The sequence below is a fragment of the Sediminibacterium sp. C3 genome (genome assembly GCF_000508085.1).
GTDB lineage: Bacteria > Bacteroidota > Bacteroidia > Chitinophagales > Chitinophagaceae > Sediminibacterium.
Window position 1 is genome coordinate 652840 of sequence record NZ_KI669560.1, and the last position, 13678, is coordinate 666517.

Sequence of the window (13678 nt, forward strand, 5' to 3'; positions counted from 1 at the left end):
TATAAATCTCAATATATGAAGTTTAAATTATCATTTTATTTGGTCTTTATCGTATTAATAGCTATTTCATTTATAGTTAATAGTCAAAGTATATCCCAACAAGAAAATTTGAATTTAGATTATTTATGGCTGAATCAGTTTGATATTAAGCCTCAATATTCACAAAATAATAATAATTCACTTTTGATGAATGAATCTGAGTTTCAATTAAAATTTAATTTAAGTCTAAACGGGAATTCAGATTATTCGGAGGAGTTTGATTCAAATATGAATAATTATTTTGGTAGTGGTATAGAGGTGTGGTTTATGGATAATATTCTGCAAGCCATGGAAGTAACTTCTAATTCTTACATATTTGAAATTACAAATGGAAATAGTATTAGTGTTGGAGATAATATTAGTATTCTTTCTACTCAATTTCCTAATTCCTGGCTAAATAAAAATGAATCAGGAAAGATATTTGTTTTGCTTAAAAATAATAATTCTGATATTGATATGAATTTAACATTTCATTATAATGTTAACTCCAACTTAATAACTAAAATTTCTGTGCAGTAATTTCATAAATATAAAAAAATGAGAAGATTTTTAATTATAGTAGCAGTATTTTTTTTCTCTCAATTTAATTCAAATTGTCAATTGAAATCTATAGTTGGTACGGTTTATAAGGAAATCAGTGATATACCAATGCTAAGGGAGTATAAGATTGAGGAGGGCATTGCAATTGATGAAGATGAAAGCGGTAAAATATCCTTTATATTGATCAACAACGGGTTAAATAAAAAAATAATATGCTCTGAATATCTTAGACCTCAATCAAGAAGAATATTAGCTATTCAAGAAATTGGTCAACTTTCTAAAAATAGTAAAGTAATTATGTCTAGGTGTAGAAAAGCGCAAAAAGATAATGGCTATATAATTGCAATAGTTGAAACTACACAGTCTGCTTACTTTAAAAAAGTTAAAAAGGCTTGGATTTTTAATAAAGTGCCTCAATCGTTTTCTGAAATTCCAACCAAGGGTATCGATTGTATTAATGATGAGTTTGATAATTTGTAGTATGAAATTATTGAGAATTGGGCTTTTTAAAAAAAAAACTATGTTTGATTTTAAAAAAATATTTCTCTTTTCAATGTTGTTTTTAGTAGTTAATGAAAAGCTTCATTCTCAAAATATAAACTCTGAAAGAAAATTAATAGTTGGCACTTGGATTTCAACTGAAGGAGATTGGGTTTTTATTTTTGATAAAGATTCTTCTTGCAAAGAATATATGGCCAAACAATTAATATCCAAATACTATTATAAGTTAACACCAGCTAATTCTTATTGCGGAAAAATTGCTAAAGTAAATCTTAATGACGAATCAATAAGCTATTTGCAATTAAATAATTTTGAAACAAAGGAAATTACTTGTTACGAAATTAATGGTATAGGAACTAAAACTCTAAGCATTACAGAGTACATGATGCCAGAACCAGCATTATTTAGACGAAAAGTTGCAAAAACAATTCCAAAAAAATAGTCGTTTTTTGCAGAAACATATTTTGAATGGGAGCTGATACTCGCAAAATCATCATTATTGCCGCACCTTCCGGATCGGGTAAAACTTCTATAACACGCTATCTGTTACAGCAGCACCCCCTCCTTTCCTTGTCTATATCGGCTGCTACCAGAAAACCCAGAGGGGAGGAAAAAGACGGGGTTCATTATCATTTTATTTCGGAAGCGGAGTTTAAACAGAGAATTGAAGAAAATGCATTTGTAGAATGGGAAATGGTATATGAAGGAAGTTATTACGGCACATTAAAGGCTGAATTGGAAAGAATCTGGAATCTTGGTAAAATTCCCATCCTTGATATTGATGTAAAAGGAGCCATTCATTTACAAGATCAGTTTCCCAATCGTTGCCTGTCTATTTTTATAGAACCCCCTTCAGTAGAAGAATTAAAGAAAAGACTGGAAAGCCGGGGTACGGAAACACCGGAGAGCCTGGCAAACCGGGTGAATAAAGCCAGTTATGAGCTTTCTTTCAAAAGTCATTTTCACAAGAATATTCTGAATGACAATCTGGAGAAAGCTTGCAAAGAAACAGAAGAAGTAATCAAAGAATTCCTCGGTTGGTAAATTGCTTTGGCTTAAATTGAGTCTCTAAGCTTTTATCTATGTCATCATTTGCCAACAGAACTGTATTTATTACCGGTGCCAGCAGAGGGATCGGAAAAGCCATTGCTTTAAGACTGGCCAAAGAAGGAGCCAATATTGTAATTGCAGCCAAAAGTGTAGAAGAGGACCCCCGACTGGGAGGAACCATTTATTCTGCTGCTGAGGAAGTGGAAGCCGCTGGTGGTAAAGCACTGGCTGTGCAGGTAGACATCAGAGACGAAGCACAGATTGCTGCAGCCGTACAGCAGGCAGTAGATAAGTTTGGGGGGATTGATGTTGTTATTAACAACGCATCCGCTATTTCTTTAACCAATACCGAAAAAACAGAGGCCAAGCGGTTTGACTTAATGCAAAGTATTAATGTCAGGGGCACATTCCTGGTGGTAAAGCATTGTTTACCCTGGTTAAAAAAAGGAAACAATCCGCATATCATTACTTTGTCTCCACCCATTAGTTTAAAACCCAAATGGATGGGAGGACATATTGCCTATACGCTTACCAAATACAATATGAGTATGCTGGCATTGGGCTGGGCGGCTGAGTTTAAGAATGATGGTATTGCCTCCAATGCTTTGTGGCCTAAAACCACCATTGATACAGCAGCTGTAAGAAATCTGCTGGGTGGTGAAGCATTGGCCAAAATGAGCCGTACACCGGAAATCATTGCAGACAGTGTGTATTATATTCTATCTAAAACAGGACTGGCTTATACAGGAAATACCTTCATTGACGAAGAAGTTCTTGCCAAGGAAGGTATTTCTAATTTAGATCAATATGCAGTTGTGCCCGGAGGACAATTGTATCCTGATTTGTTTGTTGATTAGTCTTCGAATCGTTCAGGTCTCATCTGAGGGAACAGCAACACATCCTGAATGGAAGCCTGGTTGGTCATCATCATGCACAAACGATCAATACCAATTCCAATTCCGGAAGTTGGAGGCATTCCGTATTCGAGGGCACGTAAAAAGTCATAGTCGATAAACATGGCTTCATCGTCCCCTCTCTCCATTAGCTTAACTTGTTCTTCAAAACGTTCCCGCTGGTCAATAGGGTCGTTTAATTCTGTGTAGGCATTCGCCAGCTCTTTCCCATTCACCATTAATTCAAAGCGTTCTACCAAACCTGGTTTACTGCGATGTTTCTTGGTTAAAGGACTCATTTCAACCGGATAGTCTATAATGAAAGTGGGTTGCACATAAGTGTGTTCACTGGTTGCACCGAAAATTTCATCAATCAGTTTGCCTTTTCCGATGGTTGGAGGTACATCAATTTTCAATTGCTTGCAAACTTCTCTCAGGCCTGCTTCATCCATTCCGCTAACATCCATGCCTGTATTCTCTTTAATGGCATCGTGAATGCTGATTCTTTTGAATGGTGCTTTGAAGCTTACGATTTTATCTCCCAATTGTACATCCGTAGTTCCGTGTATGGTTAAGGCAATCTTTTCGAATAGCTGTTCGGTTACTTCCATCATCCAGATATAATCTTTGTAGGCAGTGTACCATTCTAATACCGTAAACTCCGGATTGTGGGTTCTGTCCATTCCTTCATTTCTAAAGTTGCGGCTGAATTCATATACCCAGTCAAAACCACCTACAATCAGACGCTTCAAATACAATTCGTTGGCAATTCTTAGGTAAAAAGGAACGTCCAGGGCATTGTGGTGCGTAATGAAAGGACGCGCGGCTGCCCCTCCGGGAATGGCCTGCAGAACCGGGGTGTCAACTTCAACAGCACCTTGTGAATTTAAAAAGTCACGAATGGTGTTGATGATTTTGGTTCTTTTAACAAAAGTGTCTTTTACATCCGGGTTAATAATAAGGTCGGCATAACGCTGACGATATCTGAATTCCGGATCAGTTACTGCATCAAAAACATTTCCTTCTTCATCTCTCTTTACCACCGGTAGTGGCTTTAAAGATTTGGTAAGCAGTGTAATGGTTTGTGCATGTATAGATGTTTCTCCGGTCTTGGTGATAAAAGCAAAACCGGTACATCCGATAATATCCCCTAAATCCAATCCGTGTTTTACAACTGTATCCCAGAATGACTTGTCTTCTTCCGGACAAATGTCATCTCGTTTTACATATAATTGAATAATGCCTTTACTATCCTGAATCTTGATAAAGAAAACTTTTCCTTTATCATTCATGCTCATAATTCTTCCTGCCACACAAAGATTGGTGAACTGATCTTTCTTCTCTTCGGTGTAGTTATTTTTAATATCAACAGAAAAACTATTGACAGGATACAAGGGTGCGGGAAACGGATCAATTCCTGCTGCCTGCAATTTTGCAAGCTTCTCTCTTCTAATTAATTCTTGTTCTGAAAAATGTACTTCGCTCATAAATTGGTTGTTCAAATTGGTACAAAACAAAAGTCTCGCAGAAGCGAGACCTTGTATATGGATGGGTTAGTAAGTACAGGGAAACGCATTTCCCTACACAATATTAAAAAGACTTTTAACTTATACAAAAATTTTTTTGAACAATTTTATTAACATTTTAAGCTCAAATGTGAATTCAGAAAAATTTTTAGTGCATCATTAATTCAATTTTTAGAAGACTATTTACAATTTAAAATCAATTCATTTTTTTCATGATCCTCTGAAACATATATGAATAAAGTGTTTCAGCGAAATGAAAAAATAGTTTTATTAAGACAACAACTTTTTATTTCCCCTTTTTGTAATGGAATTTTAATTGATAATTCAGCCAAGCGCTTTCAAAAAAAAATTTTCGGAAAAGCTTGTCTCACTACCTTTATCACCTCAAAAATTCACTCAAATGAAGTTTCCGTCTCCTGTTTCCGTTTCCTGGATGTCTGAGTTTCTGGATGCAAAAGTTGCTGGGAATACCCGGGCAGAAATTTTGGGCATCAACGAAATTCATCGCGTAGAAAAAGGAGATATGGTTTTTGTTGATCATCCAAAATATTATGATACCTGTTTAAACAGCGCTGCTGATTTTATAATCATCAACACAGATGATGTAAATATTCCTGATGGTAAAACCATTTTCATTGTTACAGATCCATTTGAATCTTATTTAAAAATTGTTCAGCATTTCAGTCCTTTTTTACCGGCTTCAAAATCCATTGACGATTCTTTAAAAGTTGGTGAGCATACGATAATCATGCCCAATGTATTTATTGGTAAAAATGTAGTTATCGGAAACAATTGCATCATTCATCCGAATGTTACGATACATGATAACACCATCATTGGAAATGATGTTATCATACAGTCGGGCACTGTTATTGGCGGGGATGCATTTTACTACAACACCAAGAAAAATCGACCCGTTTGGTATAAAAAAATGTTGAGTTGTGGTAATGTTGTTCTGGAAGATTTTGTTGAGATAGGAACGGGCTGTATGATTGACAGGGGCGTAACTGCTGAAACCAGAATTGGCCAGGGTACCAAACTGGATAATATGGTTCATATTGGTCATGATGTTACCGTTGGAAAAAATTGTTTGTTTGCAGCCCAGGTGGGTATCGCAGGGGGAACCATCATTGAAGATGGGGTTACGCTATGGGGACAGGTTGGCGTTAGCAAAACACTTACCATTGGATCCAATGCCGTAGTGTTGGCACAAAGTGGTGTTCCTTCCTCTCTGGCAGGAGGTAAAACTTATTTTGGTTATCCTGCTGAAGACGCTTCCATCAAACGCCGTGAGTTGGTATGGATTAAGCGAATTCCTGAACTCTGGAAAAAAGTGATGGAATCATAGCCGGTACTTTTCCCTGAATTCATTACAGATTCTATCAATAGATGTTTTAAGCGGAGTATAAGAAAATCCAGGTATGGATGCAAGTAGTTTTGAATTGTTGAAAACCACTTTCGCCTGAGCTGTCCTGGCTGTTTCTTTGGTAAGCAAGGGGTCTTTACCTGTAAAAAATGCTTTAATGGCTTCCCATCTCCATACAATGCCTGCCAGCAGAGGGGTTACTTTTTTGTGTGGCGGTTTCTTGTTAAAGCCAGCTGCAATCAACCCAAAAATATCTTTATAGCCAGTATTGTGGCCACTTAATATAAATCTTTCGCCATTCACTTCACTGTTCATTAAGTGATACATGGCTTTCACAACATCCAGCACATCTACAAATCCGCTGGTCCCTTCGGTGTACCATGGAAATTCTTCGTAAGATGATTTGAAAATGCCGGAAGATCCTCCGTTCCAGTCTCCGCTCCCCAGAATAATAACAGGGTTTACTACTACTACAGACAAACCCTCACTCATTCCCCGCCATACTTCCATTTCTGCTAGGTATTTGCTTTTGCCATACTCACTGTTACTGGTTTCAGGGGTCCAGTTCATTGTTTCATCAATTGGTTTGTCTTCCCTGATTCTTCCGAGAGCAGCAACCGAACTAACGAATAATAATTTCTTCACCCCACTGTTGATGCAGGCGTTTACCACATTGGCAGTGCCTTCTACATTGGTGTGAAACATAGAAGTTTTCTTTGACGGATTAAAAGAAACAACGGCTGCGCAATGATATACCTGTTCAACATTCTGCAGAGATTCTTCCAGAGAGACGATATCCAGTATATCTCCTTTTATCCATTCCACACCTTCTGTTCCAGCTATTTCAGGGGGATTGTTTCTATATAATGCTTTAACTGAATGACCTTCCCGGATCAACTTTTGCAATAAGTGTGATCCTACCAGACCGCTGGCACCTGTTACTAAAATCATTGCTCACATTTATTACAGGTTCCGCTAATCACTAAATCGGTTTGAGCAGCTTTAAATCCTTTGGGTAGTTTTACTTTAGGAACATTGACTTCATCAATACAGTAAGTTGTTCCGCAATCATCGCAAATAAAATGAACATGATCGTCGTGGTGATGTCCAGCCCCACATTCGTCTTTGCACAAAGCATAGCGAACAGAATTGTCCGCAGTAGGTATGGTGTGTATGATTCCTTTTTCTACAAAAGTTTGTAAGGTTCTGTAGATAGTTACACGGTCAAATTCTTCACTGCTTTTTTGTTCAATATCACCGTGAGCCATTGCATTTCCGGATTCCCAGAAAAGTGCGAGGATTTTTTTTCTTGCCTCAGTAATGCTTAGGTGATTCTTTTTTAATATGTCATTGATTTTATCCTGCATGTTGCCCCTAAGGATTATTGTTAAAGATACCGTTTACAAAATTACTGTTAGCAGATCGCTCCTGTAATAATTCTCTGATATCTTTCTTTAATTTTTCTATTTCATCTTTTTTTAGACCATCATAAATCTGAGAACGAACTTTTCCATCTTTATCTACCAGGGCAAAAAACTGGGTATGAATAAACTGGTCTTCAATTTTTTGAACACTGTTCTTGGGATCGTCCAATAAATAGGCGGCTCTTGCCATTTGGTATAAACTGTCTTTTCTGCCCGTTACCATCACCCATTTTCTGCTGTTTACCTGCATAGAGTCTGAGTATTTTTTTAATTTGGGTACAGAATCTGTTTCCGGATCACAGGTATGAGATAAAATCAAGAAATCAGGCTCGGCCTGGAATTCATCATAAATCTCCTTCATGTTTTTGTTCATCTTTGGACAGATACCCTTACAGCTGGTAAAAAAGTATTCCACTACGGTTACCTTGCCTAATAAATCACGGTCATTAAAGGGCAGACCTTCCTGTGTAGTAAATTGAAATGGTTTAATATAGCTAATTACAGATAACTTTTTCTTCCATTTATCAGTACCTCTGAATAGGAAAAAATAAAATCCACCCAGTAAAACCAGAAAAAACCCCAGATAGGCCAATACTCTCTTACTCATATGCTTATATTAATGCTGTAAAGGTAATACCATTTTACAACAAATATTTTGCAACAAAGTTGCATTGTTGTAGTTTTACAGACGATGAAGTTTAAAATCAACTGGGATGCATTGGGAATTGTTGCTTCTGTGGCCTGTGCCATACACTGCGCCCTGCTTCCCCTTTTTTTAAGTAGTCTTCCTTTATTTGGGGTAAATATTATTGAAAATATACATTTTGAATATTTAATGATTGGCCTGGCTTTTATACTAGGGACATATGCATTATACCATGGTTTTAAAAAACATCATCATAGCTGGTGGCCAGTTGTTTTATTTACAACTGGTATTCTCTTTCTCATTTTAAAAGTAAACTTCCACCAACTGGAATGGATCTTATTGGTTCCTTCTGTTGGATTTATTGTGGTTGCACACTACCTGAACTTTAAACTTTGCAGAAAACACGATCATGCGCACAGCGATGATTGCGCACATTAACTGAAAAGGGTTACCTTTAAGTATAAAGTAAAAGTTTAATGAAAACTGCCCAGCTTCAATTTGGTTCGGGAAAATGGATTAAGGCGGATTTACCTGACAATTTTCCTGCTGAGAAAGCACAACTGGTTTTGGCATTTGGTTCAGGAGAACTCGTAACTAATCAAGCGGTCTTTACCTCAATTAAAGAAAAGTTTCCCAATGCGAATATTGTTTCCTGTTCTACATCTGGCGAAATTCTTTATAAACATGTTTATGATGAAACAATAGTTGTAACAGCAATCTATTTTGAAAAAGCAACAACGCAGGCGGTTTCTATAGACATATCCCAGTCAGTAGACAGCTATGAAACCGGGAAAAAGCTGATGGGTATGTTAAATCAGGAAAAGCTAGTGTCTGTATTTGTTATTTCAGAGGGTTCGTTTATTAATGGGTCCGAATTGGTAGCAGGTTTTAATGCTGTCAATCCCAATAATATTCCTGTAACTGGTGGACTGGCAGGAGATGCTGCAAGATTTGAAAAAACACAGGTTGGATTAAATACGCCAGCCAAGCAAGGAACGGTTGTAGCTATAGGATTCTATGGGGCTGGTTTAATGGTTGGGCATAGTTCCTTTGGTGGATGGGATGAATTTGGAAAAGAGAGAGTAATTACCAAGTCTGTAAAAAATGTATTGTATGAAATTGATGGTCAGAAAGCGCTTGATTTATACAAGGAGTACCTGGGTCCCTATGTAGATGAATTACCTGGCTCTGCACTCTTATTTCCTATTTCTTTACGAACCGAAGACAGTTCTAAAAATCTGGTAAGAACTATCTTAAATGTGAATGAAGCGGATGGCTCAATGATTTTTGCGGGAAATATGCCGGAGGGAAGTAAAATGCGTTTAATGAAAGTAAATTTTGAAAAAGTAATAAATGGTTCTTCTGTTGCCGCAACTACAACTGCATCCATGCACGAGAACAACAATGCTAATCTGGCAATTTTAATCAGTTGTGTTGGACGCAAATTGATTTTACAGGACAGAACTTCTGAAGAAGTGGAAGCTGCTCAGAAAGTATTTGGTGAAAATACTACTATCACTGGCTTTTATTCTTATGGGGAACTATCACCTTTCAATCCAGGTTCTAATTGTGAACTCCACAATCAAACCATGACTATTACAACATTTACTGAATTATAACGCCAGTTTCAATGCCTTATCATAGCTTACTTAAAAAGCAGATATCTCAGTTTCTTAATAATTCTTTGGAGAACAATCCAGACCTGGCTTCTTTTCTGGATGCGGTCAATAAAAGCGATAGCTCTTTCGACAGAGATAGAAAAATTACAGAACATGCATTTGATGTAAGTGAGAAGGAATACCAGCTTGCTACGAAAGATTTACAGAGACAAAATGAAATTAGACAACAATCTATTTATAAATTAAAGCAGGCGATTAAGGCACTGGATCCTGCTGCACCGCAGGAGTTTGATGAAGATAGTGATGACCTGATTGATATTATTTCTTTTCTGGAAAAACAGATTCTCAAAACAAAACAGCTGGAAGCAGATTTGATTCATGCCAAGGAAGTGGCTGAAAAAGCGGCACAGGCCAAGAGTGAGTTTCTGTCTGTAATGAGCCATGAAATCCGTACACCTTTAAATGCAATTATTGGTACCATTATGTTACTTCAGTATCAGGATCTTGCACCAGACCAGCGAGAACTGTTGAATGTGATGGAGATTTCTTCTGAGAATTTACTAAGTCTCATTAATGACGTACTCGATTTCAGCAAACTGGAAGAAGGTAAAATCATATTCGCTGAGCGAAATGTAAATGTGTTGCATTTCCTCAAGAATATTAAAATGGCCAATCAGGTAAAAGCGGAAGAAAAAAGAAATAGAATTAAAATTACCTATGACGATGATATTCCTGAGTTCCTGGTATGTGATGATGTAAGATTGGGTCAGATTTTAAATAACCTGATTTCCAATGCGGTTAAGTTTACCAAGGACGGAACCATTACCATACAGGTAGAACTGGTAGCCAACAATAAACAGGATGTAGATCTGATGTTTTCAATAGAAGATACCGGAATTGGTATTCCCAAAGAAAAACAACACCTGGTATTTGAACGATTTACGCAAGCCAACAATAATATTACCCGCGAGTTTGGAGGATCCGGACTTGGGCTAACCATTATTAGAAGATTGCTACAGCTTCAGGGCAGTGAAATATTTTTAGAGAGTGAGCCTGGTGTGGGATCCAAGTTTTATTTCACGCTAAAATTCAAGAAAAGCAATAGTGAAATCAGAGAAGAAGCCAAACAAAGCGGTACAGAAAACAAGCCAGATTTATCAGGCAAAAGAATATTGTTGGTAGAAGACGTAGAGTTCAATATCATGGTTGCCCAACGAATGTTGAAGAACTGGAATGCGGAAGTAGATTTGGCAGAAAACGGATCCATTGCTGTTGAAAAAGTTAGGCAGGAGAATTACGATCTCATATTAATGGATATTCAGATGCCGGTAATGGATGGATATACGGCTACCAGAAATATCAGGACATTCAATACCACTGTACCCATCATTGCGTTGACAGCTTCTGTTATCACCACCGATATTGAAGCAAAAGCAATACAGATAGGAATGGACGGTTGTTTATCCAAACCATTCAATCCTAATACGCTCTATACAATCATCATGGACAATATTGCTCCATCAGCATAATCAATCAGATGACTCAATCTATGGGAGGTACCAAACTCCGTTATTGGTATGATTTGTTCAGGGAATCATTGAACAGCGAACACAAGGACTTTACAAAAGGAAGTTTAAGAAAAGCCATTTTTTTACTGGCTGTTCCAATGATTCTGGAAATGTGCATGGAGTCTGTTTTTGCTGTTGTAGATATTTTTTTTGTAAGCAAACTGGGATCTGCTGCAGCGGCAACAGTTGGATTAACCGAGTCGGTATTGACCATTATTTACTCTTTAGCCATTGGACTCAGCATGGCCGCTACTGCGATGGTAGCCAGAAGAGTGGGTGAAAAGAATCATGAAGCTGCTGCAGAAGCAGGGGCACAAACACTTATTATTTGTATCGTCATCAGTATGATCATCAGTATCATCGGTGCTTTTTTTGCTTCGGACATATTGCAATTGGTAGGAGCTTCTCCTGAAATTCTAAGTATCGGTTCTAACTATGTTTCCATTATGCTGATTGGGAACCTGGTTATTATGTTGTTGTTTTTAATCAATGGAATTTTCAGAGGGGCGGGCAATGCAGCGATTGCTATGAAAAGTTTATGGCTGGCCAATCTTTGTAATATTATTTTATGTCCTGTAATGATTCATTTTTATGGTTTAACAGGAGCGGCAATTGCAACAACTACCGGAAGAGGTATTGGGGTACTTTATCAATTATATAATCTTCAGAAGGGAAAGGGGATTATTCAAATAAAATGGAATCATTTTAAGCCTATCTGGTCGGTTATTCTATCTGTTCTAAACATTGCATCAACCGGCGCACTTCAATTTATTATTGCTTCTGCCAGCTGGATTTTTATGGCAAAAATCATTTCCGGATATGGGAGTGATGCCATTGCAGGGTATACCATTGCTATTCGGCTTATCATTTTTTTCCTGATGCCTGCCTGGGGCTTAAGTAATGCAGCGGCTACCCTTGTAGGACAAAATCTTGGAGCAAAACAAATTGAAAGAGCAGAAGCTTCTGTTTGGAAAACAGCAAAGTACAATGCAGTTTTTATGGGTATTGTTTCCGTTTTATTTATCACGGCTGCTCCTTTCTTTGTTGGATTAATGAGCAATGAGCCAATGGTAATTGCAACCGGAACCAGTGCACTAAGAATAATAAGTTTCGGTTATTTATTTTATGGAGTAGGAATGGTAATGATGAATGCCTTTAACGGTGCAGGAGATAGCAGAACGCCTACCCTTATTAATTTTTTCTGGTTCTGGGTCTTTCAGATTCCGGTAGCTTATTATTTATCGGGGGCAGCTAATTGGGGAACCAATGGAGTTTTCTGGGCCATTGTAATTACCGAAACAGCAGTGGCCATTACCGGCACTATTTTATTTAAGAGAGGCAGGTGGAAAACCATACAAATTTAAAACCAGCCTCGCTTTCTGAAAATAAAAACCATAACCAGGGGAACAATAATCATTAAGGCTGTAGCAATATAAAATCCATTGCTTTCATGCGCATAGGGAATACTATCGAAGTTCATTCCAAAAATTCCTCCTATTACCGTGGCGGGTGCCAGTAAGCAGGTAACGATTGCCATTACTTTCATTACCTCATTCATTTTCAAATTTACATTACTCACATACAGGTCGTGAAGGTTTAGCATCATGTCTCTGTAGCTTTCTGCCAGGTCATTCGCCTGAACAATATGATCGTAGATGTCTTTGAAATATTTGCGGGTTCTGTCTTCCAGCAGATGACTATCCGTTTTTACAAACCCATTGATAATATCTCTTACAGGTCCTACATTTCTTTTTAATACTATCAGTTCTTTGCGTAGTGCATTAATTTCAGCCAGCGACCTCTTATTGCTGCTTCTGATAATTCGTTCTTCCAGTAATTCTATTCTGTCCCCAATTTTATCCATTACCAAGTAGTAGTGGTCTACTATCATGTCTATCAGGGCATAGCATAAATAATCAGCACCACTCTGTCTTAGTTTTGAATCACTGACCCTTAATTTTTCACGCACTCCGTCAAAAACATCTCTGCTGGCATCTTCCTGATAAGTGATTACATAGTCTTTTCCGAGAATAATACTGATCTGCTCTGTTTCAACCGTAGCGGTCTGCTCATTAAAGTAAAGCATATTCAATAAACAGTACAACACAGGATGTATTTCATCTATTTTAGGCCTTTGACCTACGCTTAAAATATCTTCTGCAATGAGATAGTGAATTCCAAAATGATTACATAAAAGTTCTACTTCTCCTTTTCTGATACCATCTACATTAATCCAGCTGATTCGACCATTGTCCTTAAACTGTTCACAGGATTCAATTCTGTCAAAGCTGCTTTCATTAATTTCTTTTTTATCAAAGTCAAAAACAGAAACCACAATATGATCGGCTTCTTTTCTTTCCGGAGTAACGGTTGGGTTTACTTTAAAAATATCTCTTGTACGCCTGGTATTAAAAAATGCAAGCGGATTCAATAGTTTTAAATACTGGCTTCCTGTCATAGATTGAAGTTAATTAAAATGAGGTATTTAATACCTTCGCTCATAAAT

Annotated in this window: 15 protein-coding genes; 10 read left to right on the forward strand and 5 right to left on the reverse strand. The window is 37.3% G+C overall.

Annotated elements, in window-relative coordinates:
• The first annotated feature begins 15 nt into the window (after positions 1-15).
• Genes F777_RS0103000 through F777_RS0103020 form a run of 5 tightly spaced genes read left to right on the forward strand, consistent with a single transcriptional unit; the run spans position 16 to position 2987 of the window.
• Entirely contained in the window at positions 16-558 is a 543-nt protein-coding gene (locus F777_RS0103000) for a hypothetical protein (RefSeq protein WP_152530843.1), read from the forward strand.
• 18 nt (positions 559-576) lie between these two features.
• On the forward strand, positions 577-1059 hold the full coding sequence (locus F777_RS0103005; RefSeq protein ID WP_026750748.1) for a hypothetical protein: 483 nt from the start codon (positions 577-579) through the stop codon (positions 1057-1059).
• A gap of 1 nt (position 1060) precedes the next feature.
• Positions 1061-1522, forward strand: a complete 462-nt coding sequence (locus tag F777_RS0103010; RefSeq protein ID WP_026750749.1) for a hypothetical protein — start codon at positions 1061-1063, stop codon at positions 1520-1522.
• A 26-nt stretch (positions 1523-1548) separates the two neighbouring features.
• Entirely contained in the window at positions 1549-2124 is a 576-nt protein-coding gene (gmk, locus tag F777_RS0103015; protein ID WP_026750750.1) for a guanylate kinase, read from the forward strand.
• A 38-nt stretch (positions 2125-2162) separates the two neighbouring features.
• A complete protein-coding gene (locus F777_RS0103020; RefSeq protein WP_026750751.1) occupies positions 2163-2987 on the forward strand; it encodes an SDR family oxidoreductase in 825 nt (274 codons plus the stop codon).
• Here F777_RS0103020 and lysS read toward each other — a convergent pair.
• Positions 2984-4510, reverse strand: coding sequence for a lysine--tRNA ligase (lysS, locus tag F777_RS0103025; protein ID WP_026750752.1), 1527 nt, complete (start codon positions 4508-4510; stop codon positions 2984-2986). The genes F777_RS0103020 and lysS overlap by 4 nt on opposite strands.
• Before the next feature lie 439 nt (positions 4511-4949).
• Between lysS and F777_RS0103030 the strand changes: the two genes are divergently transcribed.
• The gene (locus F777_RS0103030; protein WP_026750753.1) at positions 4950-5897 is read left to right on the forward strand and encodes a UDP-3-O-(3-hydroxymyristoyl)glucosamine N-acyltransferase; all 948 of its coding nucleotides are present in this window, start codon (positions 4950-4952) and stop codon (positions 5895-5897) included.
• On the opposite strand, the gene F777_RS0103035 is transcribed toward F777_RS0103030, so the two are convergent.
• From F777_RS0103035 to F777_RS15515, 3 genes are read right to left on the reverse strand one after another with little or no spacing between them, the layout of a single operon-like run.
• The gene (locus tag F777_RS0103035; protein WP_026750754.1) at positions 5892-6866 is read right to left on the reverse strand and encodes an NAD-dependent epimerase/dehydratase family protein; all 975 of its coding nucleotides are present in this window, start codon (positions 6864-6866) and stop codon (positions 5892-5894) included. The two genes, F777_RS0103030 and F777_RS0103035, sit on opposite strands and share 6 nt — an antisense overlap.
• Positions 6863-7282 carry a Fur family transcriptional regulator gene (locus F777_RS0103040; RefSeq protein WP_026750755.1) on the reverse strand — a complete coding sequence of 140 codons (420 nt, stop codon included), beginning with the start codon at positions 7280-7282 and terminating at the stop codon, positions 6863-6865. The genes F777_RS0103035 and F777_RS0103040 overlap by 4 nt, the downstream gene beginning before the upstream one ends.
• Positions 7283-7289: 7 nt before the next feature.
• On the reverse strand, positions 7290-7946 hold the full coding sequence (locus F777_RS15515) for an SCO family protein (RefSeq protein WP_037369085.1): 657 nt from the start codon (positions 7944-7946) through the stop codon (positions 7290-7292).
• An 84-nt stretch (positions 7947-8030) separates the two neighbouring features.
• Between F777_RS15515 and F777_RS0103050 the strand changes: the two genes are divergently transcribed.
• Genes F777_RS0103050 through F777_RS0103065 form a run of 4 tightly spaced genes read left to right on the forward strand, consistent with a single transcriptional unit; the run spans position 8031 to position 12536 of the window.
• Entirely contained in the window at positions 8031-8423 is a 393-nt protein-coding gene (locus F777_RS0103050; RefSeq protein WP_026750756.1) for a MerC domain-containing protein, read from the forward strand.
• A 38-nt stretch (positions 8424-8461) separates the two neighbouring features.
• The gene (locus F777_RS0103055; protein ID WP_026750757.1) at positions 8462-9604 is read left to right on the forward strand and encodes an FIST signal transduction protein; all 1143 of its coding nucleotides are present in this window, start codon (positions 8462-8464) and stop codon (positions 9602-9604) included.
• An 11-nt stretch (positions 9605-9615) separates the two neighbouring features.
• Entirely contained in the window at positions 9616-11133 is a 1518-nt protein-coding gene (locus F777_RS15520; RefSeq protein ID WP_051408393.1) for an ATP-binding protein, read from the forward strand.
• 8 nt (positions 11134-11141) lie between these two features.
• Entirely contained in the window at positions 11142-12536 is a 1395-nt protein-coding gene (locus tag F777_RS0103065) for an MATE family efflux transporter (RefSeq protein WP_026750758.1), read from the forward strand.
• Here F777_RS0103065 and corA read toward each other — a convergent pair.
• The gene (gene corA, locus F777_RS0103070) at positions 12533-13630 is read right to left on the reverse strand and encodes a magnesium/cobalt transporter CorA (RefSeq protein WP_026750759.1); all 1098 of its coding nucleotides are present in this window, start codon (positions 13628-13630) and stop codon (positions 12533-12535) included. The genes F777_RS0103065 and corA overlap by 4 nt on opposite strands.
• Positions 13631-13678: the final 48 nt, after the last annotated feature.